This window comes from Streptomyces sp. NBC_01551 (assembly GCF_026339935.1).
Lineage (GTDB): Bacteria > Actinomycetota > Actinomycetes > Streptomycetales > Streptomycetaceae > Streptomyces.
Genome location: NZ_JAPEPX010000001.1, coordinates 4,892,401 through 4,917,189, shown reverse-complemented (window position 1 = coordinate 4,917,189; position 24,789 = coordinate 4,892,401). Strand labels below are relative to the sequence as shown.

The 24,789-nt window shown below is 71.1% G+C and carries 23 protein-coding genes, 1 pseudogene and 1 riboswitch; of the genes and pseudogenes, 11 read left to right on the top strand and 13 right to left on the bottom strand.

All coding sequences use genetic code 11. The features are described 5' to 3' along the window. Positions 1-3 precede the first annotated feature (3 nt). The 4 genes from OG982_RS22420 (at position 4) to OG982_RS22405 (ending at position 3,970) form a co-directional block, all read left to right on the top strand. Positions 4-702 carry a glycerophosphodiester phosphodiesterase gene (locus OG982_RS22420; RefSeq protein ID WP_266784018.1) on the top strand — a complete coding sequence of 233 codons (699 nt, stop codon included), beginning with the start codon at positions 4-6 and terminating at the stop codon, positions 700-702. Then, positions 702-1,874, top strand: coding sequence for a sensor histidine kinase (locus tag OG982_RS22415; protein WP_266949171.1), 1,173 nt, complete (start codon positions 702-704; stop codon positions 1,872-1,874). Before OG982_RS22420 ends, OG982_RS22415 begins: the two co-directional genes overlap by 1 nt. Then, on the top strand, positions 1,871-2,539 hold the full coding sequence (locus tag OG982_RS22410; protein WP_266949170.1) for a response regulator transcription factor: 669 nt from the start codon (positions 1,871-1,873) through the stop codon (positions 2,537-2,539). Before OG982_RS22415 ends, OG982_RS22410 begins: the two co-directional genes overlap by 4 nt. Before the next feature lie 180 nt (positions 2,540-2,719). Continuing rightward, on the top strand, positions 2,720-3,970 hold the full coding sequence (locus tag OG982_RS22405) for a serine hydrolase (RefSeq protein WP_266949168.1): 1,251 nt from the start codon (positions 2,720-2,722) through the stop codon (positions 3,968-3,970). On the opposite strand, the gene OG982_RS22400 is transcribed toward OG982_RS22405, so the two are convergent. The 3 genes from OG982_RS22400 to OG982_RS22390 all read right to left on the bottom strand — a co-directional run bounded on the left by OG982_RS22400 (position 3,939) and on the right by OG982_RS22390 (position 7,214). Next, positions 3,939-4,406 carry a hypothetical protein gene (locus OG982_RS22400; protein ID WP_266949166.1) on the bottom strand — a complete coding sequence of 156 codons (468 nt, stop codon included), beginning with the start codon at positions 4,404-4,406 and terminating at the stop codon, positions 3,939-3,941. The two genes, OG982_RS22405 and OG982_RS22400, sit on opposite strands and share 32 nt — an antisense overlap. A 96-nt stretch (positions 4,407-4,502) precedes the next feature. Next, positions 4,503-5,681: a PotD/PotF family extracellular solute-binding protein gene (locus tag OG982_RS22395; protein ID WP_266784028.1), complete on the bottom strand. Its 1,179-nt coding sequence runs from the start codon at positions 5,679-5,681 to the stop codon at positions 4,503-4,505. Positions 5,682-5,774: 93 nt separating this feature from the next. Continuing rightward, complete coding sequence (locus OG982_RS22390; protein WP_266784030.1) at positions 5,775-7,214, bottom strand: gamma-aminobutyraldehyde dehydrogenase; 1,440 nt, start codon at positions 7,212-7,214, stop codon at positions 5,775-5,777. Between the two features lie 169 nt (positions 7,215-7,383). Here OG982_RS22390 and OG982_RS22385 point away from each other — a divergent pair, with 169 nt between their 5' ends. The 6 genes from OG982_RS22385 to OG982_RS22360 all read left to right on the top strand — a co-directional run bounded on the left by OG982_RS22385 (position 7,384) and on the right by OG982_RS22360 (position 13,414). Continuing rightward, a complete protein-coding gene (locus OG982_RS22385; protein ID WP_030298396.1) occupies positions 7,384-7,887 on the top strand; it encodes an Lrp/AsnC family transcriptional regulator in 504 nt (167 codons plus the stop codon). Between the two features lie 3 nt (positions 7,888-7,890). Then, complete coding sequence (locus OG982_RS22380; RefSeq protein ID WP_030162551.1) at positions 7,891-9,252, top strand: aspartate aminotransferase family protein; 1,362 nt, start codon at positions 7,891-7,893, stop codon at positions 9,250-9,252. Between the two features lie 175 nt (positions 9,253-9,427). Then, complete coding sequence (locus tag OG982_RS22375; protein WP_266784033.1) at positions 9,428-10,192, top strand: ABC transporter ATP-binding protein; 765 nt, start codon at positions 9,428-9,430, stop codon at positions 10,190-10,192. Next, positions 10,174-11,247, top strand: a complete 1,074-nt coding sequence (locus OG982_RS22370; protein WP_266949165.1) for a hypothetical protein — start codon at positions 10,174-10,176, stop codon at positions 11,245-11,247. The genes OG982_RS22375 and OG982_RS22370 overlap by 19 nt, the downstream gene beginning before the upstream one ends. Positions 11,248-11,273: 26 nt before the next feature. Continuing rightward, positions 11,274-12,374 carry an LOG family protein gene (locus tag OG982_RS22365; RefSeq protein WP_266949163.1) on the top strand — a complete coding sequence of 367 codons (1,101 nt, stop codon included), beginning with the start codon at positions 11,274-11,276 and terminating at the stop codon, positions 12,372-12,374. A 125-nt stretch (positions 12,375-12,499) separates the two neighbouring features. After that, positions 12,500-13,414 carry a hypothetical protein gene (locus OG982_RS22360; protein WP_266784039.1) on the top strand — a complete coding sequence of 305 codons (915 nt, stop codon included), beginning with the start codon at positions 12,500-12,502 and terminating at the stop codon, positions 13,412-13,414. A gap of 178 nt (positions 13,415-13,592) precedes the next feature. Here OG982_RS22360 and OG982_RS22355 read toward each other — a convergent pair whose 3' ends face one another. The 9 genes from OG982_RS22355 to rpsB form a co-directional block, all read right to left on the bottom strand. Next, a complete protein-coding gene (locus tag OG982_RS22355; RefSeq protein ID WP_266949161.1) occupies positions 13,593-14,615 on the bottom strand; it encodes an ABC transporter ATP-binding protein in 1,023 nt (340 codons plus the stop codon). Further along, entirely contained in the window at positions 14,615-16,231 is a 1,617-nt protein-coding gene (locus OG982_RS22350) for an iron ABC transporter permease (RefSeq protein ID WP_266791789.1), read from the bottom strand. The genes OG982_RS22355 and OG982_RS22350 overlap by 1 nt, the downstream gene beginning before the upstream one ends. Before the next feature lie 53 nt (positions 16,232-16,284). Beyond that, on the bottom strand, positions 16,285-17,385 hold the full coding sequence (locus OG982_RS22345; RefSeq protein ID WP_266784043.1) for a thiamine ABC transporter substrate binding subunit: 1,101 nt from the start codon (positions 17,383-17,385) through the stop codon (positions 16,285-16,287). An 84-nt stretch (positions 17,386-17,469) separates the two neighbouring features. Then, positions 17,470-17,578: riboswitch (TPP riboswitch) on the bottom strand. Positions 17,579-17,636: 58 nt separating this feature from the next. Further along, complete coding sequence (gene rlmN, locus OG982_RS22340; RefSeq protein WP_266784045.1) at positions 17,637-18,752, bottom strand: 23S rRNA (adenine(2503)-C(2))-methyltransferase RlmN; 1,116 nt, start codon at positions 18,750-18,752, stop codon at positions 17,637-17,639. Positions 18,753-18,884: 132 nt separating this feature from the next. Further along, on the bottom strand, positions 18,885-19,961 hold the full coding sequence (locus OG982_RS22335; protein ID WP_266784047.1) for a phosphatidate cytidylyltransferase: 1,077 nt from the start codon (positions 19,959-19,961) through the stop codon (positions 18,885-18,887). Continuing rightward, a complete protein-coding gene (frr, locus tag OG982_RS22330; protein WP_266784049.1) occupies positions 19,961-20,518 on the bottom strand; it encodes a ribosome recycling factor in 558 nt (185 codons plus the stop codon). The genes OG982_RS22335 and frr overlap by 1 nt, the downstream gene beginning before the upstream one ends. Before the next feature lie 86 nt (positions 20,519-20,604). Continuing rightward, positions 20,605-21,384, bottom strand: a complete 780-nt coding sequence (pyrH, locus tag OG982_RS22325; RefSeq protein ID WP_266784051.1) for a UMP kinase — start codon at positions 21,382-21,384, stop codon at positions 20,605-20,607. Positions 21,385-21,546: 162 nt separating this feature from the next. After that, positions 21,547-22,383: a translation elongation factor Ts gene (gene tsf, locus OG982_RS22320; protein WP_266784053.1), complete on the bottom strand. Its 837-nt coding sequence runs from the start codon at positions 22,381-22,383 to the stop codon at positions 21,547-21,549. A gap of 135 nt (positions 22,384-22,518) precedes the next feature. Further along, positions 22,519-23,412, bottom strand: coding sequence for a 30S ribosomal protein S2 (rpsB, locus tag OG982_RS22315; protein WP_266784055.1), 894 nt, complete (start codon positions 23,410-23,412; stop codon positions 22,519-22,521). Between the two features lie 251 nt (positions 23,413-23,663). On the opposite strand from rpsB, the pseudogene OG982_RS22310 reads away from it, so the two are divergent. Beyond that, positions 23,664-24,104 (top strand): annotated as a pseudogene (locus tag OG982_RS22310) (murein hydrolase activator EnvC); the annotation flags it as partial. A gap of 66 nt (positions 24,105-24,170) precedes the next feature. Here the strand turns inward: OG982_RS22310 and OG982_RS22305 are convergent. Then, positions 24,171-24,728, bottom strand: coding sequence for a TetR/AcrR family transcriptional regulator (locus OG982_RS22305; protein ID WP_266791790.1), 558 nt, complete (start codon positions 24,726-24,728; stop codon positions 24,171-24,173). Positions 24,729-24,789 lie beyond the last annotated feature (61 nt).

The following is a 24,789-nucleotide window of genomic DNA, read 5'->3' as shown; positions in this document are numbered from 1 at the left end:
AGAATGGGGTGCATGCGTACCCTGACTGCCGTCGGCCACCGCGGCGATCCGTACCGTGCCCGTGAGAACACCCTTCCCTCCATCCGCTCCGCCTTCGCCCGCGGGGCGGACGCGGTCGAGATCGACGTACGGCTGACCCGCGACGGGGTGCCGGTGCTCCTCCACGACGAGACGCTCCAGCGGCTGTGGGGCCATGACGTGCGGCTCGACGCCGTCACGGCCCCGCAGCTGGGGGAGCTGGCCGGGGGCGCGGTCCCGACGCTGCGCGCGGCCCTGGCGGCCGCCGGCGCGGGCCGGCTGATGATCGACCTGCCGGGCGCGACGCCCGAGGGAGTACGCAAGGTCGTCGACCTGGTCCGCGAGTGCGGGGCGCGCGACCGTACGTACTACTGCGCGGGCGCGCACAGCATGCTCGCGGTACGCGCCGCCGATCCGGGCGCGGAGATCGCGCTGACCTGGACGTCCCTGTCCCCGCCGCGCCGGGTGCTGATCGACGCGCTGGCCCCGGCCTGGCTCAACTACCGCTTCGGGCTGGTCAGCCGCGAGCTGGCGGACGCCCTGCACCGGGACGGCCTTCTGGTCTCGGCCTGGACGACCGACACGAAGCGGGCGATGCGCCGGGTCATCGCGGCCGGGGTGGACTCCGTGACCACGAACCGGCTGGACGCGCTGGAGGACGTACGGGCCGAGTTCGGCCGGTGATGCGCGCCTGGGGGGAGCGGATCCGGCGGGCCGATCCGCGCTGGCGGGACCTGGGGCTGACGCTGCTGGTGCAGGTGGCGACGACGATCCCGTTCGTCGTGCCCCGCGATCCGCTGGACTCTCCGGCCACCTGGCCGGCGTACCTGCTGACCACGCTGGGCAACGTGCCGCTGGTGTGGCGGCGGCGGGCGCCCGTGGCGGCGATCTTCGGGATGGTCGCGGCCGGCTCGGTCTACACGCTGGCGCTGGACGGACCCGGGCAGCCGCTGCCGTACGCCCCGCTGATCGGCGTGTACACGATGGCGCTGCTGTGCCCGGTGCGGGTGCGGGTCGCCATGGGCGTGACGCTGACCGGGCTGATCCTGGCGTCGGTGGCGTTCAACACCGGGACGGCCCGTGAGCTGCTGTTCGCGCTGTTCGTCTTCGCGGCGGCGTACGCGCTGGGGCGGCTGCAGCACACCCGGCAGGCCTACACGGCGGCCATCGAGGCGCGGGCCGCCGAGCTGGAGCGGGCGAACCGGATCGAGGCGGAGCAGGCGGCGGCGCGCGAACGGGCCCGGATCGCGCGGGAGATGCACGACATCCTCTCGCACGCCGTCAGCATCATGATCGTGCAGGCGGAGGCCGGACCGGTGGCGGTGCGCCGGGCTCCCGAGCGGGCCGAGGCCGCGTTCGACGCGATCGCGGACACGGGGCGGGACGCGATGGCGCAGCTGCGGACGATGCTGGGGGTGCTGCGGACGGACGGCGCCGCTCCGGCCTCCCCGCGCGGGCCGCAGCCGGGTGTCGAGGAGCTGACGGGGCTGCTGGAGCGGGTCCGGGGCAGCGGGCTGACGGTGTCGTACGACCGGACGGGCGCGGTGCGCGCGCTGCCGGCGGCGCTGGAGGCCACGGTGCACCGGGTGGTGCAGGAGGCGCTGACGAACGTGGTGAAGCACGCCGGGGCCTCGGAGGTGACGGTCCGGCTGGAGTACGGGGAGCGGGCGCTGGCGGTGTCGGTCGTGGACGACGGGCGGGGGCCCGGGGGTTCCTCGGGCGGCCACGGGCTGATCGGGATCCGGGAGCGCGCTGCGGCCCACGGCGGGACGGCGGAGTGCGGGCCGGGGCCCGGCGGCGCGGGGTTCGCGGTGCGGGTGGTGCTTGTAACCTCGCCGCTGGAGGTGGGGAATTGACGATCCGTGTGGTGGTGGCCGATGACCAGGAGCTGGTGCGCAGCGGCTTCGCGATGATCCTGGACGCCCAGGAGGACATCGAGGTCGTCGCGGAGGTCGGTGACGGCGCGGCGGCGGTGGCCGCGGTGCGGGAGCTGGACCCGGACGTGGCGCTGCTGGACATCCGGATGCCGGTGCTCGACGGGATCGAGGCCTGCCGGACGATCTCGGCGCACGGCGCGTGCCGGACGGTGATGCTGACGACCTTCGACTCGGACGAGTACGTGTACGAGGCCCTGCACGCGGGGGCGAGCGGGTTCCTGCTGAAGGACGTGCGGCGGGACGATCTGGTGCACGCGGTACGGGTGGTGGCGGCGGGCGAGTCGCTGCTGGCGCCGTCGGTGGCGCGGCGGCTGATCGAGGAGTACACGGCGGCGACGGCGCGGCCGGCGGCGGGGTCCGTGCTTTCGCCGCAACGGCTGGAGGTGCTGACGGCGCGGGAGCGGGAAACGCTGCTGCATCTGGGGCGGGGGCTGTCGAACGCGGAGATCGCGGCGGCCTTGACGGTGAGCGAGCACACGGTGAAGTCCCATGTGGGGAACGTGCTGTCGAAGCTGGGGCTGCGGGACCGGATCCAGGCCGTGATCTGCGCGTACGAGACGGGGCTGATCTCGGCCGGGTCGTGACTGGCTCCGGGGTATCTCGCTCTGGCGGGTGAGACGTGGCGGGGCGGCTCCCTCTGGCAGGTGAGTTGTCGTACTGCTGAAGACCCCTCTCATTGGTGATCCGCAACGACCCCTCTGACCAGGAGCATTGAGGTCATCGGGGCGGACGTCGCCCCGAGAGGCCACGAGGGGGATCCCGCCATGAACGCTCGCGCACGCACACTGATCGCCGCCGCCCTGGTCCTGGGCATCGCGTCCGGGCCAACCGTCGCCCACGCGGCCCCGGCCCCGGCTTCGGCTTCGGCTTCGGCTTCGGCTTCGGCAACTGCGGGAGTCGCCGCCGCGCCCGTGTTCACGGCGCCGCCCGACGCGGTGGCGCTGCGGAAGGCGCTGGCCGGGGTCGGCGCGCGGAGCGGGGAGGCCACCGCCGCGCTGGTCCGGGTGGGCGGTACGAGCGGAGGCTGGCGGGGCAGCGCCGGCGTCGCGGACCTCCGTACGGGGCGCGGGCCCATCGAGGACGCCCGGTTCCGGGCCGGGTCGGTGACCAAGACCTTCACCGCGGCGGTGGTGCTGCAACTGGCGGCCGAGGGCCGGGTGGATCTGGACCGGCCGGTACAGCGGTACCTGCCGGGGCTGCTGCCCGCCGGCCGCGGGGGCTTCGAGCCCGTCAGCGTGCGGCAGTTGCTGAACTACACGAGCGGCATACCGGCGGGCGAGGGCCCCGGGGACTCGTTCGAGGAGCAGTACGCGCACCGCTTCGACGTGGTGGACCCGCACACGCTGATCGCCACCGCGGCGGCGAAGGGGCCCGAGTTCCGGCCGGGCGAGAAGCAGCACTACCTGAACATCGACTACACGATCCTGGCCGTACTGATCGAGAAGCTGACGGGCACGTCGTACGAACAGGCGCTGTCCGACCGGGTCCTGAGGCCGCTGGGGCTGCGGGACACCTCGATCCCGGCCCGCACCCAGAACCGGATACCGGGGCCGCACCACCACGGCTACCAGGCAGTGGCGCGGCCCGGGGGCGGCACCTCGCTGGTCGACGTCACCGACTGGAACTCCTCGTCCAACTGGGCCGCCGGGGACCTGATATCGACCACGGCGGACCTGGAGAAGTTCACCGTGGCCCTGTTCAGCGGGAAGGTCGTGCCGAAGGCTCAGCTGGAGGAGATGTTCACGGTGCCCGAGGTGGCGGACTTCGAGTCCGGGGAGGAGGCGGTGCACACCGCGGGCATGAAGCGGTTCGTGCTGCCGGACGGCACCGTGGCCTACGGCAAGACGGGCTCCCGGTACGGGTACAGCACCGTGATCGGCGGGACGCGGGACCTCTCGCGCACCCTCGTCTACTCGGTCAACTCCACGGACGCCAAGGGGGCGGACATGAACAAGGTGGCGTTCGCAATCGTCACAGCCGCCTTCACGAGGCCGGCAGCGACTCCAGGCGCTTGATCATGCGGCGGAGCACCAGCAGGGGGATGATCCCGAAGACGCCGAACGCCATGTCGATCACGCTCCAGCAGAAGGGGATGCCCCGGATGGGGCCGCAGATCAGGGCCAGCGGGACGATCCCGACGCAGGCGATCATGCCGGCCTCGACGATCCATATGTTGCGGACGGGGTCGCGGTGGACTCCGTAGAAGAAGACGGCGATCACCAGGTGGGCGAAGGCGAGCCAGTCGGTGCCGTAGAGGAGGAAGGGGTAGTCCGCGTCGGCACGGTCCAGGCCGTCGCCCACGCGTCGCAGCCACTCGTTCGACGCCAGGGAGTTGGCCCAGTGGAGCTCACTGACCAGGGGGAAGGCCGTGAGCCCGCTGAGCACGAGGCAGACGAGGAACAGGGCAAGCCAGGCACGGATCCGCCGCCGAAGGGCGCTTCTCTCGCTCATGGAAGGAAGCGTACGCCTGTTTCTGAACACGTTCAGTCAATTTCCTGAACATGTTCAATCCTGTGCCCGGACCGTGATCGGAAACCGGCGGCCCCCTCAGAGTCCGACGATGGAGTTCCAGCGCTTGGCCAGGGTCCGGCGCTCGGCCGAGGAGATGTCCCGGGCCACGACGAGCCGCTTGCGCATGTCGTCGTCGGGGAAGATCAGCTGGTTCTCGGCGAGTTCGGCGGTCTCCTTGTCCTCGGCGGCGGCCAGGACCTCGCGGGCGGCCGGCACCGGGCAGACGTAGTTGACGGAGGCGGCGAGCTCGGCGGCCACCTCGGGGTCGTAGTAGTAGTCGATCAGCGACTCGGCATTGGCCTTGTGCCGGGCGAGGTTGGGGACGAGCAGGCTCTCCGCCCAGAGCTCGGCGCCCTCCTCGGGGACCACGAACTCGATGTCCGGGTTGTCGGCCTGGAGCTGGATGGCGTCGCCGGAGTAGGCCTGGCAGGCCAGCACGTCGCCCTTGCTCAGATCGGAGGTGTAGTCGTTGCCGGTGAAGCGGCGGATGTGCTTCTTCTTCACCATGCTCTCGACCCGGTCGCACATCCGGTGGAAGTCGGACTCGGTCCACCGGGTGACGTCCACGCCGTCGCCCTGCATCAGGAGGGCGAAGGACTCGTCGAGCCCGGACAGGAGGGTGACCTTGCCCGCGAGGTCGGGGTGCCACAGGTCCTTGACGGACTTGATCTCCCGGCCGAGCGCCTTGCGGTTGTAGGCGATGCCGGTGATCCCCGACTGCCACGGGACGGTGTGCAGGCGGCCCTCGTCGAAGGCGGGGGAAGCCAGCTGCGGGTCGAGGTACCGGGCCACGTTGGACTGTGCCGACCGGTCCATCTTCTGGGCCCAGCCCAGGTGGACGAAGCGGGCGGCCATCCAGTCGCTGACCACCACGATGTCGTGGCCGGTCTCCTGGCGGTTCATGAGGGCCGGGCTGATCTTGCCGAAGAACTCGTCGTTGTCGTTGATCTCCTCGGTGTAGCGGACCGTGATGCCGGTCCGCTGCGTGAAGGCGGCCAGCGTGGGCCGGCGCGACTCGTCCTCTTCATCGGTGTCGATGTAGAGCGGCCAGTTCGAGAAGTCGACGCTCTGGTCCCGGTCGGAGCGGTCCGGGCCTTCCCGGCGGTCCTCGGGGACGTAGGCCGCGGGCACACCGCAGCCGGCGAGGCCGGCCACCAGGCCCGCGGCGCCCAGGCCGCGCAGCACCGCGCGGCGGGAGAAGGGGAGTTCAGGCATGGGCAAAGCCTGGGGGAACGCGAGGGGGCGGGCAATAGACATGTTGTCTACTGCCCGCCCCGTCAGCGCTGTGTTGTGATCAGCTCAGCGCGCTCAGCCGTCGAGCGAGGTCATGACGTGCTTGATGCGCGTGTAGTCCTCGAAGCCGTAGGCGGAGAGGTCCTTGCCGTAGCCGGACTTCTTGAAGCCGCCGTGCGGCATCTCGGCGACGAGCGGGATGTGGGTGTTGATCCACACGCAGCCGAAGTCGAGGTTCTTGGACATCCGCATCGCGCGGCCGTGGTCCTTGGTCCACACGGAGGAGGCGAGGGCGAACTCGACGCCGTTCGCGTACTCCAGGGCCTGGGCCTCGTCCGTGAAGGACTGGACGGTGATGACGGGGCCGAAGACCTCGTTCTGGATGATCTCGTCGTCCTGCTTCAGGCCGGAGACCACGGTCGGGGCGTAGAAGTAGCCCTTCTCGCCGACCCGGTGGCCGCCCGCCTCGACCTTGGCGTGCGCCGGGAGGCGCTCGATGAAGCCCGCGACCTGCTTGAGCTGGTTCGGGTTGTTCAGCGCGCCGTAGAGCACGTCCTCGTCGTCCGGCTGACCGGTCTTGGTGTCGGCGGCGGCCTTGGCCAGCGCGGACACGAACTCGTCGTGGATCGACTCGTGCACGAGCACGCGGGTGGCGGCGGTGCAGTCCTGGCCGGCGTTGAAGTAGCCGGCGACGGCGATGTCCTCGACGGCCTTGGCGAGGTCGGCGTCCTCGAAGACCACGACCGGGGCCTTGCCGCCGAGCTCCAGGTGGACGCGCTTGACGTCCTTGGAGGCGCTCTCGGCAACCTGCATGCCCGCGCGCACCGAGCCGGTGATGGAGGCCATCGCCGGGGTGGAGTGCTCGACCATGGCCTTGCCGGTCTCGCGGTCACCGCAGATGACGTTGAAGACGCCCTTGGGCAGGATCGAGTCGATGATCTCGGCCATCAGGACGGTGGAGGCCGGGGTGGTGTCCGAGGGCTTCAGGACGACCGTGTTGCCCGCGGCGATGGCCGGGGCGAACTTCCAGACGGCCATCATCATCGGGTAGTTCCACGGCGCGACCTGGGCACAGACACCGACCGGCTCGCGGCGGATGATCGAGGTCATCCCGTCCATGTACTCGCCGGCCGAGCGGCCTTCGAGCAGGCGGGCCGCACCCGCGAAGAAGCGGATCTGGTCCACCATCGGCGGCAGCTCCTCGCTGGCCGTCAGGCCCAGCGGCTTGCCGGTGTTCTCCGACTCGGCGGCCACGAGCTCGTCCGCGCGCGCCTCGAAGGCGTCCGCGATCTTGAGCAGGGCCTTCTGCCGCTCCGAGGGGGTGGTGTCACGCCAGGCCGGGAAGGCGGCGGCGGCCGCGGCCATGGCCGCGTCGACATCGGCCTGACCGGACAGCGGGGCGGTGGCGTAGGCCTCGCCGGTGGCGGGGTTGACCACCTCGGTGGTCCGCCCGTCGGCGGCGTCCTTGAACTCTCCGCCGATGTAGTTGCGCAGACGACGCAGTTCGGTGGTCACTCCAGCCACACTCCTGATCACATGTCCAACGATTGAGACGAATCCCAATCCTAGCCCCTAGGCGGACGCTTTCGGCAGGGCCAGACGCCATGAACTACGAAATCAGTGAGATCTGAGTCCCCAGACAACGGATTTCATCGATTCCGTCTTGCGGAACAGACGACTCCTCGTGCACAGTGAGGTCGTGGTCAGTCGAAGCGCAGATTCCAGGAACAGACAACCGTCCCCTTCGGTCGATGCTGTGTCCCTGGCGATCATCGAGCAACTGCAGGAGGACGGACGCCGTCCCTACGCGGCGATCGGCAAGGCCGTCGGCCTGTCGGAGGCGGCTGTGCGCCAGCGCGTACAGAAGCTGCTCGACCAGGGCGTCATGCAGATCGTCGCCGTCACCGACCCGCTCACCGTGGGCCTGCGACGCCAGGCCATGGTCGGCATCAACGTCGAGGGCGACCTCGATCCGGTGGCCGACGCACTGACCCAGATGGCCGAGTGCGAGTACGTGGTCATGACCGCGGGCTCGTTCGACCTGATGGTGGAGATCGTCTGCGAGGACGACGACCACCTGCTGGAGACGATCAACAAGAAGATCCGCGCGCTCCCCGGCGTGCGATCAACCGAAAGCTTCGTTTACCTGAAGCTGAAGAAGCAGACCTACATGTGGGGAACTCGATAGCCCGTGAGCCAGGACCTCTCCAAGACCGCGTACGACCACCTGTGGATGCACTTCACCCGCATGTCGTCGTACGAGAACTCCCCCGTCCCCACCATCGTGCGGGGTGAGGGCACCTACATCTTCGACGACAAGGGCAAGCGCTACCTGGACGGTCTCGCCGGACTGTTCGTGGTCAACGCCGGTCACGGCCGCAAGGAACTGGCCGAGGTCGCCTACAAGCAGGCGCAGGAACTCGCGTTCTTCCCCATCTGGTCGTACGCGCACCCCAAGGCCGTGGAGCTCGCCGAGCGCCTCGCGGACTACGCCCCGGGCGACCTGAACAAGGTCTTCTTCACCACCGGCGGCGGCGAGGCCGTCGAGACCGCCTGGAAGCTGGCGAAGCAGTACTTCAAGCTCCAGGGCAAGCACACCAAGTACAAGGTCATCTCGCGTGCGGTCGCCTACCACGGCACCCCGCAGGGCGCCCTGTCCATCACCGGCCTGCCGGCCCTGAAGGCCCCCTTCGAGCCGCTGGTCCCCGGCGCGCACAAGGTGCCGAACACCAACATCTACCGCGCCCCGATCTACGGCGACGACCCGGAGGCCTTCGGCCGCTGGTGCGCCGACCAGATCGAGCAGGAGATCCTGTTCGAGGGCGCCGACACCGTCGCCGCCGTCTTCCTGGAGCCGGTGCAGAACGCCGGCGGCTGCTTCCCGCCGCCGCCCGGGTACTTCCAGCGGGTCCGCGAGATCTGCGACGAGTACGACGTGCTCCTCGTCTCCGACGAGACGATCTGCGCCTTCGGCCGCCTCGGCACGATGTTCGCCTGTGACAAGTTCGGCTACGTGCCGGACATGATCACCTGCGCCAAGGGCATGACCTCGGGCTACTCCCCGATCGGCGCCTGCATCGTCTCGGACCGCATCGCGGAGCCGTTCTACAAGGGCGACAACACCTTCCTGCACGGCTACACCTTCGGCGGACACCCGGTGTCCTCCGCGGTGGCGCTGGCCAACCTCGACATCTTCGACAAGGAAGGCCTCAACCAGCACGTGCTGGACAACGAGGACGCCTTCTTCTCGACGCTGAAGAAGCTGCACGACCTGCCCATCGTCGGCGACGTCCGCGGCAACGGCTTCTTCTACGGCATCGAGCTCGTCAAGGACAAGGTCACGAAGGAGTCCTTCACGGACGAGGAGACGGAGCGCGTGCTCTACGGCTTCCTCTCCAAGGCGCTCTTCGAGAACGGCCTGTACTGCCGGGCCGACGACCGCGGTGACCCGGTCATCCAGCTGGCCCCGCCGCTGATCGCGGACCAGGGCACCTTCGACGAGATCGAGGGGATCCTGCGCTCGGTGCTCACCGAGGCGTGGACCAAGCTGTAACCCGAGCTCCACCATCCAGGCTGCACCTAGTCCGGATACCCGGCCCGGGCCGCCCGTTCGAGTGAGAACGCGGGGGTCCGGGCCGTGTGCTGTCACCATCCAAGACGTTCATCTCTTTACATCTCATTGCGGCGCCAGTGACTCAACGGGCTCCGCTTCGTTCCCCCGGACGGAGGTGTACGCCATGGTGGCTCCACCGGACACTGCCCCAGCCGACAATGATGTCCTCTGGGCGCGGTCCCTTCACTACTCCCACAGCGGCTCGCCCGGCCTCATCGGGGTCTCGGTCGGCGTCCGCCAAGGCGAGATCCTGGCCGTGACCGGCCCGCGCGGAAGCGGCAAGACCACCCTGCTGCGCTGTCTTTCCGGGCAGTTGGTGCCCGAGCAGGGCGAGGTCTGGTTCAACAGCGTCCCGGTGCACACCATGGGCGCGCTGGTCCGCGAGCGGCTGCGCCGCGACCGGTTCGGCTGGATCGGCCCCGAGCCCCGGCTGCTTCCCGAGCTCAAGGTCTGGGAGAACGCCGCGCTGCCGCTGCTGATCGGCGGCGCCACGCACCGGGCCGCCAAGACCGCCGCCTGCGAATGGCTGGACCGCCTCGACATCGGCGGCTTCGCCCGCAAGCGCCCCGGCGCCCTGACCCGGGCCGAGTGCCAGCGGGTCGCCCTGGCCCGGGCCCTGGTCAACGAGCCCGCCGTGATCTTCGCCGACGAGCCGACGGCCCCGCTGCACCGCGCCGAGCGCGCCCTGCTCGTGCGCACGCTGACCACGGCGGCCCGCTCGCACGGGATCACCGTGCTGCTGGCCACCCACGACGAGGACACCGCGGCCGTCGCCGACCGCAGCGTCGCCCTGGTAGACGGCAGGCCCGCCGGTTCCGCGCCCGCCGCCGCTTCCACCGAGACCCCGGAGGACCAGGCCGCGTGCTCGCTCTCCGCCTAGCCCGCGGCTCCCGGCCGCTCGTCCAGCTGCGCAGGCTGCTGGTCGCGGCCGCCTCGGCCGGCACCGGGTTCCTGCTGCTGTACGTCCTCGCGCAGGCGACCGTCCGGCCCGGCGGATCGTTCCCTCAGCTGCTCTGGGCGTTGCTGCCGGTCGCCGCCACCGTGCAGTTCGCGGTCGCCGTGGCCCGTACCGACCCGGCGACCCGGCCCCTGGAAGGGCTCGACGCCGTCGGGCTGGGGCCCGTCCGGCTCACGCTGGCCGCGGCGATCTCCACCGCCGTCGCCTGCGCGCTCGGCAGCGCGCTCGCGCTGGCCGCCTTCCTCCATCTACGGGGCGACCTCGCCGGGCTTCCCTTCGACGGCGCCGCGGCCGCCCGACTGCACGCCGACCGGCCACTGCCCCTGGCGGCCGCCCTCACCCTGCTGGCCCTGGTCCCGCTGGCCGCCTCCCTCGCGACCTCGCTCGCGCTGCGGCCGCACCCGCCGCTCGCCCCGCAGACCGGACTGCCCTGGGGCATCGCCCTCACCGCCTGCGGGCTCGCCGTCGAAGCCGCCTTCGGGCACGGCGATGCCGGCATGGCGGCCGGCTGGTCCCTGACCGCCGTCGGTCTCGCCCTGGCCGGGCCGGGTCTGGCCTATGCCTGCGGAGCCCTGGTCCAGGCCGTCCGCCCCGGGGCGCTGCGCCTGCTGGCCGGCCGGGCCCTGCAGGAGGAGGCCCCCCGGCTGGGGCGCCCGCTCGGGGTGCTGTGCGCCGTCGGCGCGGGCGCCCTCACCGTCTCGGCCCTGCCCGAGCGGGGCGCGGCGCTCCTTCCGCTGGGCCCGCTGACGGGACCCGCCGCCGTGCTGGTCGTGCTGTGCGCGGCAGCGACACTCCTCACATCGGCGGTGGAGGCCAGGCAGGCCCGCTCCGCCACCCGGGAGACGCTGCTGGGCCTGGGAACCCCGGGCGCGGTCCTGCGTACGGCCGCCACGCTGCGGGCGACCGCGCTGGTGATCGTGTGCGTACCGCTCAGCTGGGGTGTGGCACAGCTGACGTCGCTGGCACTGACCCGCTGACGCGGGCAGCCCTTAGGGTGGGCCGAATGGTCAACCCAGACATCGAGATCGAGACGCTCGCCGAATTCGACCAGGTCGTGGCCCGCGGCTCGCTCAGCGGCTACCGGATCCAGTCGGTCAACCTGCTGGAGCGGACCTTCGCACTGCTGTCCGCCGACACCTCGGCGGCCGTGTTCCTGGGCTGCGCCATGGAGCCCGACGCGTCGGCGAAGGTCCGCGCGGACGGCGCGCTGGTCTACCCGCCCGTCCCCGACCTGCCGTTCAACCCCTACCGCGGCCTCCTCTACACCGCGGACGAGCTGTTCACGGGACTCGCCGACGGCTACGGGGCCACCCCTGACGCCCTGGCCTACGCCTGGTTCCAGGAGACCAAGGCCGACGGCGACGTCTTCTCCTCGATGCTGCGCTCCATCCACGACGACGCCGTCTCCGACGCCCTCGACGAGCACCTCGTGGGCGCCCGGGTCGTCGGCGTGATGGGCGGCCACGCCATGGCCCGCGGTGGTACGGAGTACCGCGGCGCGGCGGAACTCGGCCGCACCCTCACCCGGTCGGGCCTGACCGTGGCCACCGGCGGCGGACCCGGCGCGATGGAGGCCGCGAACCTCGGCGCGTACCTGGCCCCGGCGCCGGACGCGGCCCTTGCGGAGGCCCTGGAACTGCTGGCCAAGGTCCCGTCCTTCACCCCCTCGGTGTCCGACTGGGCGCAGGCGGCCTTCGCGGTACGGGAGCGCTGGCCGGCCGGCGGCGACTCGGTGGGCATCCCGACCTGGTTCTACGGGCACGAGCCGCCGAACGCGTTCGCGGGCCACATCGCCAAGTACTTCGCGAACGCCACCCGGGAGGACGGGCTGCTGGCCCGGTCCACCGCGGGCGTGGTGTTCCTGCCGGGCGCGGCGGGCACGGTGCAGGAGATCTTCGACAACGCGACGCCGAACTACTACGAGTCGCGGGGCGAGCCGACCCCGATGGTGCTGGTCGGGCGCCACCACTGGACCGAGCACCTGCCGGCCTGGCCGCTGCTGCGGGCGCTGGCGCGGGGCCGGGGGATGGAGTCGCGGATCGCGCTGGTCGATTCGGTGGCGGAGGTCCCCGAGGCGCTCGCCACGATGGGCCGGGCCGGGTGACGTGCGCCGGCTGAGCGCCGAATGAGATGAGGCCGTTGGGCCGGGGAGGCAACTTCCCGGCCCGATCCCACGTCTGCCATAGGTAATCAAACCGCAAAACCTGCCAGACGTGAACGGAGCCCTCGGTGCTCATAGGCCTGCTGACCGCGATCGCGGCGTCCATCTGTTACGGCACGGGGTCCGTCCTGCAAGCCGTGGGCTCCCGTCGGGCGGCCCGGATGTCCCCGGCCGCCGCCGGGGTGACCCAGCACGGCGGACCGAACCTGTCCTCCACCGCGAAGGCGGCGATGACCTGGGAGTTCATCGTCGGCACGATCCTCGACTTCGTGGGGTTCGGCCTCGGCGCGCTCGCAGCCCGGCTGCTTCCGCTGTTCCTGTCCCAGACGGTGATCAGCGCGAACCTGGTGATCACGGCCGTGCTGAGCGTGAAGATGCTGGGCATCCGGCTGACCCGCAAGGAGTGGACCTCGATCGGGGTCGTCTGCGCGGCGCTGGTGCTGCTGGCCACGGCCGCCGGGCACGAGGGCGGGCACCACGCCCCGATGTCCACCCACTGGTGGCTGCTCGGCGTGACGCTGCTGATCATCGTGGGCGGCACGGTGGCCGTACGGTTCCTCGGCGCCCGGGCGGCGATCCTGGCCGGCCTGCTGTCGGGCCTGGCCTTCGGCGCGCTCGGAGTCGGCGTCCGCATCCTCAACGGTGTCGAGCCGTTCAGCCTCGGCGGCCTGCTGTCCGACCCGGCGCTCTACGCCATTGTGGTGGCGGGTGTCGGCGGCATGTACCTGCACACCGTCGCGCTCCAGATCGGCTCGGTGAACGGCGCGACGGCGGCCCTGGTCGTGGGCGAGACGGTACTCCCCGGCGCGATCGGCGTGCTCTGGCTCGGCGACGCCTCCCGCCCGGGCCTGGCCTGGCTGGCGGTCCTCGGCTTCGTCCTGGCCGTCACGGGCGCGGTCGCGGTGGCCTGGTACGGCAACCACGACGGCGCCGAGCCTCCCGCGCAGGCCCCGGAGGAAGCCCCCAGCCCCGCCGCCGTCTGAGGCACGGGGCCCGAGGCGGCCCAGCCCCGCCGCCGTCTGAGGCACGGGGTTGGGCGCCGGCCCAGCCCCGCCCAACCCAGCCCCGCCGGCGTTTGAGGCGCGGGGTTCGGGGCGGAGCCCCCGAGGAACGGTGGAAGGGCGGGCAGGGGACCGGCCCGCGCAGCGGCCACGGCAGCGCTCACGCCGACGGGAGCACGACCACCTCGGCCGGGGCGAAGGTCACCGCGACCCGGTCCCCCACCGCCGGCGCCCCCGCCAGCCCGCACTCCGCCTCCAGCACCGGCCCCGCCTCCGGCCGCAGCAGCAACGCCACATGGGTGCCGCGGAACGTCCGCGACAGCACCTCACACCCGAGCCCCGCCTCCGCCAGCACCACCCCCGCTGGCCGGATCAGGACGCTCCGCTCCCCCTGCGGCGACCCGGCCGGCACCGGGACCTTGCCCCAAGCGGTCGCCGCCGCCCCTCCGGAGATCACCGCCGGGATCACGTTCTCGAAGCCGAGGAACCGGGCGACGAACTCCGAGGCCGGCCGCTGCCACACCTCCAGCGGGGTCCCCGCCTGCGCGATCCGCCCGTCCCGCATCACCACGACCCGGTCGGCGAGTGCGAACGCCTCCCCCTGGTCGTGCGTGACGGCCAGCACCGTGGTCCCCAGCCGGGAGAACAGCGCCCGCAGTTCCACCACCAGCCGCTCCCGCAGCCCCCGGTCCAGCTGTCCCAGCGGCTCGTCCAGCATCAGCAGCCGCGGCGACGGCGCCAGCGCCCGGGCCAGCGCCACCCGCTGCTGCTCACCGCCCGACAGGGAGGCCACCGCGCGGCCCTGCGCGCCGGGCAGCCCGACCAGCTCCAGCAACTCCGCGACCCGGGCCTCGTGGGACCCCCGGGCCGAGCCCCGCATCCGGAGGCCGAAGGCGACGTTCCGGCCGACGTCCCGGTGCGGGAACAGCTGGTGGTCCTGGAACATCAGGCCCACCCCCCGCCGGTGCACCGGCACCCCGGCCTGGTCGGCGCCGCCCAGCAGCACCCGCCCGGCCGAGACCGGCTGGAGCCCGGCGACCACCCGCAGGAGCGTGGACTTCCCGCTCCCGCTCGGCCCGAGCACACACACGATCTCGTGCTCGGTGACCGACAGGTCCACGGCGTCCACGACCGCGCGCTCCCCGAAGCGGACCGACACCTCCTCCAGCCGAAGCAGCGTCATCAGAACTCTCCCGAGGTCTTGTCGGGTCGCAGTCGCTCCAGCACCAGCAGGGACACCGCGCACACCAGCATCAGAATCGTGCTCAGGGCCATCGCCTGCCCGTAGTTCATCTCCCCGGCCCGCCCGAGCAGCCGCGCCACGGCCACCGGCAGCGTCGGACGGTCCGGCCGCGCGATGAAGACCGTCGCCCCGAACTCGCCCAGCGAGACCGCGAAGGCGAACCCGGCCGCGATCAGCAGCGCCCGCCGCACCAGCGGCAGGTCCACCTCCCGCCACGCCCGCAGCGGGGACGCGCCGAGCACCGCCGCCGCCTCCCGCAGCCGGGCGTCCACGGCGCGCAGCACCGGCAGCATCGTCCGTACGACGAACGGCACGCCCACCAGCGCCTGCGCCAGCGGCACCAGGATCCACGAGGTCCGCAGGTCCAGCGGCGGCTCGTCCAGGGTGATCAGGAATCCGAAGCCGACCGTCACCGCCGACACCCCCAGCGGGAGCATCAGCAGCGCGTCGAATCCGCGCACGAACCGGCCGGCGCGCCGGGTCAGGGCGGCCGCCGCGAGCCCCCCGATCAGCAGGGCGATGGCGGTGGCGGCCAGCGCGTACTGGAGGGAGTTCCAGATCGCCTCCAGCGGCGGCACCAGGAACGTTCCGCCGCCCGCGCCCGCGTCCTGGAGCGCCCGGTAGAAGCCGAACCCGTACCCGCCGGGCGCGTCGAGGGAGCGCTCCACCAGCACGGCCAGCGGGGCCACGATCAGCAGGGCCACCGTCAGCAGCACCCCGCCCAGCAGCGACCGCTGCGCCCAGCCGCGCGGCGGGTGCGCGGTCCGGCCCGGGTCCACCAGACGGAGCGCGGTCTCCCGCTTGCGTACGGTCCAGGCGTGCACGGCGAGGATCATGCCGACGGCGGCGAACTGCACCAGGGTGAGGACGGCGGCCGTCGGCAGGTCGAGCAGCTGGGCGGTCTGCCGGTAGACCTCCACCTCCAGGGTGGAGTACGCGGGTCCGCCCAGGATCTGTACGACGCCGAAGGAGCTGAAGGTGAACAGGAACACCATCAGCGAGGCGGCGGCGACCGACGGCGCGAGCGCGGGCAGCGTCACGCGCCGCCACGCGGCGAACCGCCCGGCGCCCAGCACTCGGGCGGCTTCCTCCTGGCGCGGGTCGAGCTGCGCCCACAGGCCGCCGACCGTCCGTACGATCACGGCGTAGTTGAAGAAGACGTGGGCGAGCAGGATCGCCCACACGGTGGTGTCGAGCCGGACGCCCCACACCTCGTCCAGCAGTCCGCCCCGTCCGACCAGCGCGAGGAAGGCGGTGCCGACGACCACGGTCGGCAGTACGAACGGAACGGTGACCACCGCCCGCAGCAGCTGCTTGCCGGGGAACTCGAAGCGCGCGAACACGTACGCGCCGGGGAGCGCGATCACCAGCGTGAGCACGGTGGACGCGAGCGCCTGCCAGGTGGTGAACCAGAGGACGTCGGCGATGTCGGGCTGCGTCAGCACCTCGCCGATGCGGCCGAACTGCCAGCCGTCCTGCGTCTTGAGCCCGCGCCCGACGATCGCGGCGACGGGGTAGGCGAAGAACAGCCCGAAGAAGACGAGCGGGACGGCCATCAGGGCGAGCCTGACGGCCGTGGCCCGCACGGTCTCCTTCGGGCTCTTCCGTACTACTTCACGACGAGCGAGGACCATGCCTTGACCCACTGGTCACGGTTCTTGGCGATGGTCTGCGGGGCCACGTTCTCCGGCTTCTCGATGACCACGCCGTGCTGCGTGAACAGCTCCGGCAGCTTCGCGTCCTTGACCACCGGGTTCACGAACATCTGGAGCGGCATGTCTTCCTGGAACTTCTTGCTCACCAGGAAGTCGAGGAGCGCCTTGCCGCCCTCCTCGTTCTTCGCACCCTTGAGCAGGCCCGCGAACTCGACCTGACGGAAGCAGGTGCCGGTGGAGACGCCCGTGGGGGCCTCGGCCGGCTTCGGCTCGCCGTACAGGACCTCGACCGGCGGGCTGGAGGCGTAGGAGACGACCAGCGGGCGGTCGCCCTTGGCCTTCTTGCCGCCCGCGGAGCCGGAGAAGCGCTCGTTGTAGGCCTGCTCCCAGCCGTCGACGACCTCGACGCCGTTGGCCTTGAGCTTGCTCCAGTAGTCCTTCCAGCCGTCCTCGCCGTACTTGCCGACGGAGGCGAGCAGGAAGCCGAGGCCCGGCGACGAGGTCGCGGCGTTCTCGGTGACCAGCAGGTTCTTGTACTCCGGCTTGATCAGGTCGTCCAGCGTCTGCGGCGGGGCGAGCTTCTTGTCCGCGAAGTACTGCTTGTCGTAGTTGACGCAGATGTCGCCGGAGTCGACCGGGGTGACCCGGTGCTCCTTGTCGAGCACGTACTCCGGCTTGACCTCGCCGAGGCCCTTGGCCTCGTACGGCGTGAAGATGCCGTTGTCGAGGGCGCGCGAGAGGAGCGTGTTGTCGACGCCGAAGAAGACGTCGCCGCGCGGGGAGCCCTTCGTCAGGATCTCCTGGTTCAGCGCCGCGCCGGCGTCGCCGGACTTCAGCACCTTCACGGTGTAGCCGCTCTGCTGCTCGAACTCCTTGAGGACCGTGTCGGTCACGTTGAAGGAGTCGTGCGAGACGAGGGTGACGGTCTTGGACTTGGGGGCGTCGCTCGCGCCCGCCGGCTTGTCCTTGGCGTCACCGCCGCCGCAGGCGCTGAGCGTGGTGACGCCGATCGCGGCCGCGAGCGCGGCACCCGCGATCTTCTTGGTGGTGCTCACTGGTGATTCCTCCTGGGATGTCCAGGAGAAGACGCGGCCATGCCCGGCGCTCTGATCGAGCGGACGCCGGGCATGGCGCAACAGCTTGAGTGATGACCGAACTTCCTACCCCGAATGACCGGGGCGAGGTTCAGAGGGTCTGCGGATGACGGTCCCGCACTCTCAGCGCTGTGGCGCTCCCCTGTCGGAATATGCAATTGGTTCGGCCACAGGGTACCCCGTGGCCGAATAGGGCCGATCGCGGCCGGAATCTAGCGCTCCGAGGCCGCCAGCTGGCCGCACGCGCCGTCGATTTCCTGGCCGCGGGTGTCCCGTACGGTCACCGGCACGCCGTGGCGGGCGATGGCCTCGACGAACGCGCGCTCGTCCTCGGGGCGCGAGGCGGTCCACTTGGAGCCCGGGGTCGGGTTCAGCGGGATGAGGTTGACGTGGACCCGCTTGCCCTTGAGCAGCTTGCCCAGCAGGTCACCGCGCCAGGCCTGGTCGTTGATGTCGCGGATCAGGGCGTACTCGATGGAGATCCGCCGGCCGGACTTCTCCGCGTACTCCCAGGCCGCGTCCAGCACCTCGCGGACGTTCCAGCGGGTGTTCACGGGCACCAGGGTGTCGCGCAGCTCGTCGTCCGGGGCGTGCAGCGAGACGGCGAGGCGGCACTTGAAGCCCTCGTCGGCGAAGCGCAGCATGGCCGGGACCAGGCCGACGGTGGAGACGGTGATGCCGCGCTGCGACAGGCCGAGGCCGTCGGGCTCGGGGTCGGTCAGGCGGCGGATGGCGCCGACGACGCGGTTGTAGTTCGCCAGCGGCTCGCCCATGCCCATGAAGACGATGTTCGACAGCCGGGCCGGGCCGCCGGGGACCTCGCCGTCGCGCAGGGCGCGCATGCCGTCGACGATCTGGTGCACGATCTCGGCGGTGGACAGGTTCCGGTCGAGGCCGGCCTGGCCGGTGGCGCAGAACGGGCAGTTCATGCCGCAGCCGGCCTGCGAGGAGATGCACATGGTGACCCGGTCGGGGTAGCGCATCAGCACGGACTCGACGAGCGTGCCGTCGTGCAGCTTCCACAGGGTCTTGCGGGTGGTGTCGTTGTCGCACGAGATGTGCCGCAGGACGTTCATCAGGTCCGGCAGCAGCTCCTGCTGGAGCTTCTCGCGGGAGGCCGCGGGGATGTCCGTCCACTCGGCCGGGTCGTGCGCGTACCGGGCGAAGTAGTGCTGCGAGAGCTGCTTGGCCCGGAACGGCTTCTCACCGATCGCGGCGACCGCCTCGCGGCGCTCGGCCGGGGTCAGGTCGGCCAGGTGCCGGGGCGGCTTCTTCACTCCGCGGGGTGCGACGAAGGTGAGCTCACCCGGAGCGGGACGGGGGGCCATGCGGTACTCCTCAGTGCGACGAGGTGGGGGTCACCCCGCGCGTGCAGGGCCGGTCCGCGGCTCGGCCGCTGGACGGAAAGGGCGCGCCACGCATACGCGGCGCGCCCTCCAGGATAACCCGACCGGGTGCGGTCAGCCGGTGCCGACGAAAGCGGCCAGCAGCAGCCAGACCACCGGGGCGGTCGGCAGCAGGGAGTCCAGCCGGTCCATGATGCCGCCGTGGCCCGGCAGCAGCGTGCCCATGTCCTTGATGCCGAGGTCCCGCTTGATCATCGATTCGCCGAGGTCGCCCAGGGTGGCGCTGACAGCGACCGCGAGGCCGAGCAGCAGGCCCTGCCACCAGGCGCCGTCGTCGATCAGGAACTCCATGCACAGGGCGCCGGCCGCCATCGCGAAGGCCACGGCCCCGAAGAGCCCCTCGCGGGTCTTGCCGGGGCTGATGCGCGGCGCCAGCTTGTGCTTGCCGAACCGCCAGCCGACCGCGTAGGCCCCGGTGTCGCTGACCACGGTCAGGACCAGGAAGGTGACCACCCGCAGCGGGCCGTCGTCGGCGGTGAGCAGCATCGCGACGAAGGTGGCCAGGAACGGCACGTAGAACGCGGCGAAGACTCCCGCCGTGACGTCTTTGAGGTAGTCCTCGGGCGGTTCGGTCATCCGCCAGACGAGCACGGCCAGCGCGGTGAGCGCCATGGCGATCCAGGCGCCCTCGGCCCCTCGGACGTACCCGGCGATGATCATCGCAGCGCCGCCGACGGCCAGCGGGACCAGCGGGGCCTTGATGCCCTTCTTCTCCTGGAGCCGGGAGGTGAGCTCCCACAGGCCCACGACGACGGCGACGACGATGACGCCGACGAACACCGCCTTCACGATGAACAGGGAGGCGAAGATCACCGCGCCGAGGCCGACGCCGACCCCTATGGCGGCCCGCAGGTCCCGCCCCGCCCGCTTCTTCGGCGGGGGTGGCGTTGAGTTCTGCGGTGCCTGCGAGGGCGGAGGCGGGGGGCTGGGCATGGGCTCCTGCGGCGGCGTCTCGTCGCGGAAGAGGAGGCCGCCGTCCGAGGCGGCCCCCCGATCGCGTGCTTCCCGGTCGTCGAAGTCACGGCCGGCGGCATCGGGCACGATGGGCATGGGCCGAGTGTGCGGGCCCACCTGCGCATCGTATGCGGGACCCGCCGGAACCGGCTCCGGCTGCCAGGAAGAGTCGTTCATCAGACTTCGAGGAGCTCGGCTTCCTTGTGCTTGAGCAGCTCGTCGACCTGCGCCACGTACTTGGCGGTGGTGTCGTCGAGCTCCTTCTCGGCGCGGCGCACCTCGTCCTCGCCGGCTTCCTTGTCCTTGACGAGCTTGTCGAGGGCGTCCTTGGCCTTGCGGCGGACGGCGCGGATCGAGACCTTGGAGTCCTCGGCCTTGGTGCGCGCGACCTTGATGTACTCCTTGCGGCGGTCCTGCGTCAGCTCGGGGAACGTCACCCGGATGATGCGGCCGTCGTTGCTCGGGTTGACGCCGAGGTCGGAGTCGCGGATGGCCTGCTCGATGTTGCGCAGCGCGGACGAGTCGAACGGCGTCACGATGGCCATGCGCGGCTCGGGAACCGCGAACGAGGCGAGCTGGTTGATGGGCGTGATGGCACCGTAGTAGTCCGCCACGATCTTGTTGAACATCGCCGGGTGCGCACGACCGGTGCGGATCGCGGCGAAGTCCTCCTTCGCGACGACGACGGCCTTCTCCATCTTCTCCTCGGCCTCGAGGAGGATTTCTTCGATCACCACGTGCTCCTGCATGTCTTGAATGGATGGTTCAGGCGGGCGGGGCGGGCTCGACCCGGCAGGGCCGAGCCCGGCCAACCGACTGCTCAGGCCCTGGTGCCCTGGTCGCTCACGAGCGTGCCGATCTTCTCACCCTTGACGGCGCGGGCGATATTGCCCTCGGCGAGCAGCTCGAAGACGAGGATCGGCAGCTTGTTGTCGCGGCACAGCGTGATGGCGGTGGCGTCGGCGACCTTGAGGTCGCGGGAGAGCACCTCGCTGTACTCCAGCGCGTCGAACTTCACCGCGTCGGGGTTCTTCTTCGGGTCGGAGTCGTAGACCCCGTCGACACCGTTCTTGCCCATGAGCAGGGCTTCGGCGTCGATCTCCAGGGCACGCTGGGCGGCCGTGGTGTCGGTGGAGAAGTAGGGCATGCCCATGCCGGCGCCGAAGATCACGACGCGGCCCTTCTCCAGGTGGCGCACGGCGCGCAGCGGGATGTACGGCTCCGCGACCTGGCCCATGGTGATGGCGGTCTGGACGCGGCTGTCGATGCCCTCCTTCTCCAGGAAGTCCTGGAGCGCGAGGCAGTTCATGACGGTGCCGAGCATGCCCATGTAGTCGGACCGGGCACGGTCCATGCCGCGCTGCTGGAGCTCGGCGCCGCGGAAGAAGTTGCCGCCGCCGATGACGACCGCGATCTCCGCGCCGTCGCGGACCACGGCCGCGATCTCACGGGCGATGGCGTGCACGACGTCGGGATCGACACCCAGGCCGCCACCGCCGGAGAAGGCTTCGCCGGACAGCTTCAGCATGAAGCGGCGGCCCTTCTTCTCGTGGTCGCTCTTGTCGTCGGAAGCGGTGTGGGGGTCTACGCCCTGATTCATGGAGATCTCCTCGTGCACATACGAAGAAGGCCATTGCCGGTGGGTCCTTGCGGTTCCCTTTGCGGCAATGGCCTCCTCGTCAGATCTGCGGTCGTCCTGCGCGAGCGCGGACGACTGCTTCAGACCCTACCGGGGTCCGGTGTCCGTCGCGTACGGACGGATTCAGATGCCGACCTTGATGCGCGAGAAGCGCGTCAGGGTGACACCGGCCTCGTCCAGAACCTTCTGGACGGACTTCTTGGCGTCCAGGGCGTACGCCTGGCCAAGGAGCGTGTTGTCCTTGAAGAAGCCGTTGACGCGACCCTCGACGATCTTCGGGAGCGCGGCCTCGGGCTTGCCCTCGGCGCGGGTGACCTCTTCGGCGACGCGGCGCTCGGACTCGACGACCTCGGCCGGGACGTCTTCCTTGGAGAGCCACTTCGGCGCGAACGCGGCGATGTGCTGCGCGATGCCGCGGGCGACCTCGGCGTTCTCCTTGTCGAGCTCGACGAGGACACCGATCTGGAACGGCAGGTCGGGCATGGTGCGGTGCATGTACGCCGCGACGTAGCCGCCGGTGAACTGCGTGAAGCGGTCCAGGACGATCTTCTCGCCGAGGTTGGCGTTGGCCTCGTCCACGAACGCCTGGACGGTCTTGCCGGCCTCGATCTCGGACGCGAGGAGCGCCTCGATGTCGGCGGGGGAGGTGGCGGCGACGTGCGCGGCCAGCTGGTTGGCGACGGCCTGGAACTTGTCACCCTTGGCGACGAAGTCCGTCTCGCACTTCAGCTCGACCAGAACACCGGAGGTGTTGTCGTCGCTGATCAGGGAGACGACGGCGCCGTTCTCGGCAGAACGGCCCTCGCGCTTGGCGACGCCCTTCTGACCCTTGATGCGCAGGGCCTCGACAGCCTTGTCGACGTCGCCGTCGGACTCGACCAGGGCCTTCTTGCAGTCCATCATGCCGGCGCCGGTGAGCTCGCGGAGCTTCTTGACGTCAGCGGCGGTGTAGTTCGCCATGAGTCTGTGATTCTCTCTCGAAGTCGTAGATCTACGGGTGAACGGCGGAGGAGACGCGCTTGTGGCGCGGCTCCCCCGCCGTCATCGTCCGTGCTGTGAGTGCCCGGCGCGTGAACGCCGGGCGCTCTCAGTGGGTCAGGCCTGCTCGGCGTCGGCGGCCGGGGCGTCGGCGGCCGGGGCCTCGACAGCTTCGGCGGCCGGGGCCTCGGCGGCGGCCTCGGCCGGGGCGGCCTCAGCGTCGTCGGCCTTCTTCTCGCCCTCGAGCAGGTCGCGCTCCCACTCGGCGAGCGGCTCGGCGGCGGCCTTCTCGCCCGGCTTCGAGTCGCCGGTCGCGGCGCCGGAGCGGGCGATGAGGCCCTCGGCGACGGCGTCGGCGATCACGCGGGTGAGCAGGGTGACGGAGCGGATCGCGTCGTCGTTGCCCGGGATCTTGTAGTCGACCTCGTCGGGGTCACAGTTGGTGTCGAGGATCGCGACGACCGGGATGTGGAGCTTGCGCGCCTCACCGACGGCGATGTGCTCCTTCTTGGTGTCGACGATCCAGACGGCGCTGGGGACCTTCGACATCTCGCGGATACCACCGAGGGTCTTCTCCAGCTTGGTCTTCTCGCGGGAGAGGACCAGGAGCTCCTTCTTGGTGAGACCCGAGGCGGCGACGTCCTCGAAGTCGATCGCCTCAAGCTCCTTCAGACGCTGAAGGCGCTTGTAGACGGTCGAGAAGTTGGTGAGCATGCCACCGAGCCAGCGCTGGTTGACGTACGGCATGCCAACGCGCGTCGCCTGCTCGGCGATGGCCTCCTGGGCCTGCTTCTTGGTACCGACGAACATGATGGAGCCACCGTGCGCGACGGTCTCCTTCACGAACTCGTAGGCGCGGTCGATGTACGACAGCGACTGGAGCAGGTCGATGATGTAGATGCCGTTGCGCTCCGTGAAGATGAAGCGCTTCATCTTCGGGTTCCAGCGGCGGGTCTGGTGACCGAAGTGGACGCCGCTTTCCAGCAGCTCCCGCATCGTTACGACGGCCATGGCCATCTCCTTGTTTTCTCGGTTTGGTTCCTGACGCCCCGCTGCGTCCTGCCCCCGAAAAGGGGACCGAGAGACGCTGGCACGCGGCCTGACCGGCTGCTGCTGGGGCGTGCGAAGTCGACCCGGTGACCCGGATCGCCACAAGAAGTGTACGGGACCCGGCGGTATGCCGGGTGACGCGCTTGTCCACAACGGCCGGTCCGTCCACAGGCGAGGGTCCGCCGACGGGCCGGGGCGGGACGCTGAGGGGCATGACGACCTTGCTGCTCAGCCTGCTCCTGACCCTGACCGCCCTGCCCGGGGTTCAGCCCCCGGCCGACTCGCCCGGGGTCCGGCCGCTGCCCGCGCCGCTGGCCGTGGTGCGGTGGTGGGACCCGCCGCCCGGGCCGTACGCCGCCGGGCACCGCGGCGTGGACCTGGCGGCCCCGGTGGGCGCGGAGGTCCGCGCCGTCGGCCCGGGCCGGGTGTACTTCGCCGGTCCCGTGGCGGGGCGCGGGGTGCTCTCCCTGACCCTCCCGGGGGGCCTGCGCACCACGTACGAACCGGTCCGGCCGCTCGTCGCGGAGGGTGAGGAGGTGGCGGCGGGCCAGGTCGTCGGGATCCTCGCCGAGGGCGCCCACTGCTCCGAGCCTTGCCTCCACTGGGGCCTGCTGGCGGGCGACACCTATCTCAACCCGCTGGCGCTGCTCCCCCGCCCGACACCACGCCTGCTGCCGTCGGCACCGGCTCCGGTACCCGCCTCCGCGGGATGGCCGGGACTATCCGGTGACGCCGCGCAGGGCCATGGAGACGGCGGTCTCCGTCACGACCTCGGGGTCCTCGGCCGCGCCCAGCTCGATCCGTCGGACCGCCGCGTCCACGACCCCCTGCAGCAGCATCGCCGCGAGCCGCGGCTCCGGCCGGCCCAGCGCCCCCAGCGCCTCGACGATCATCGCGACCAGCCCGCCGTGCGCCGCGCGGATCTTCTCCCGCGCCCCGGCGTCCAGCTCGCTCGCCGAGATCGCCACCACGGCCCGGTGCCGCCGGTCCCCGACCAGTGCCAGCTGGCTGCGCACATAGGCCTCGATCTTCGCCTCCGGCGACTGCGCCGCCTCCATCGCCGCCTCGATCTCGGCGGCCCAGACGGGGAAGTCGACCGCGCACAGCTCTTCGACCACGGCCGCGCGGGAGCGGAAGTACTCGTACACGGACGACCGGGCGAGGCCGGTCCGCTCCGCGAGGGCGGGGAAGGTCAGCGCCTCCGTACCGCCTTCGGACAACAGGGAACGCGCGGCGTCCAACAGGGCGCCGCGCTGCATCGACCGGTGCTCGGCCACGGAGGCCGCTCGAATCCTGGGCACACGTCCACTCTACGGACGTGCGCAAGACCAACGGCCG

Excerpts from the sequence above, each read along its gene's own strand:
- OG982_RS22400 (WP_266949166.1), bottom strand. The coding sequence starts at position 4,406 with ATGAGCGAGAGAAGCGCCCTTCGGCGGCGGATCCGTGCCTGGCTTGCC.
- OG982_RS22420 (WP_266784018.1), top strand. The coding sequence starts at position 4 with ATGGGGTGCATGCGTACCCTGACTGCCGTCGGCCACCGCGGCGATCCG.
- tsf (WP_266784053.1), bottom strand. The coding sequence starts at position 22,383 with ATGGCGAACTACACCGCCGCTGACGTCAAGAAGCTCCGCGAGCTCACC.
- OG982_RS22405 (WP_266949168.1), top strand. The coding sequence starts at position 2,720 with ATGAACGCTCGCGCACGCACACTGATCGCCGCCGCCCTGGTCCTGGGC.
- OG982_RS22415 (WP_266949171.1), top strand. The coding sequence starts at position 702 with ATGCGCGCCTGGGGGGAGCGGATCCGGCGGGCCGATCCGCGCTGGCGG.
- OG982_RS22350 (WP_266791789.1), bottom strand. The coding sequence starts at position 16,231 with ATGGCCGTCCCGCTCGTCTTCTTCGGGCTGTTCTTCGCCTACCCCGTC.
- OG982_RS22355 (WP_266949161.1), bottom strand. The coding sequence starts at position 14,615 with ATGACGCTGCTTCGGCTGGAGGAGGTGTCGGTCCGCTTCGGGGAGCGC.
- rpsB (WP_266784055.1), bottom strand. The coding sequence starts at position 23,412 with ATGGCCGTCGTAACGATGCGGGAGCTGCTGGAAAGCGGCGTCCACTTC.
- pyrH (WP_266784051.1), bottom strand. The coding sequence starts at position 21,384 with ATGAATCAGGGCGTAGACCCCCACACCGCTTCCGACGACAAGAGCGAC.
- OG982_RS22365 (WP_266949163.1), top strand. The coding sequence starts at position 11,274 with ATGGTCAACCCAGACATCGAGATCGAGACGCTCGCCGAATTCGACCAG.
- rlmN (WP_266784045.1), bottom strand. The coding sequence starts at position 18,752 with ATGGCCCCCCGTCCCGCTCCGGGTGAGCTCACCTTCGTCGCACCCCGC.
- OG982_RS22395 (WP_266784028.1), bottom strand. The coding sequence starts at position 5,681 with ATGCCTGAACTCCCCTTCTCCCGCCGCGCGGTGCTGCGCGGCCTGGGC.
- OG982_RS22335 (WP_266784047.1), bottom strand. The coding sequence starts at position 19,961 with ATGAACGACTCTTCCTGGCAGCCGGAGCCGGTTCCGGCGGGTCCCGCA.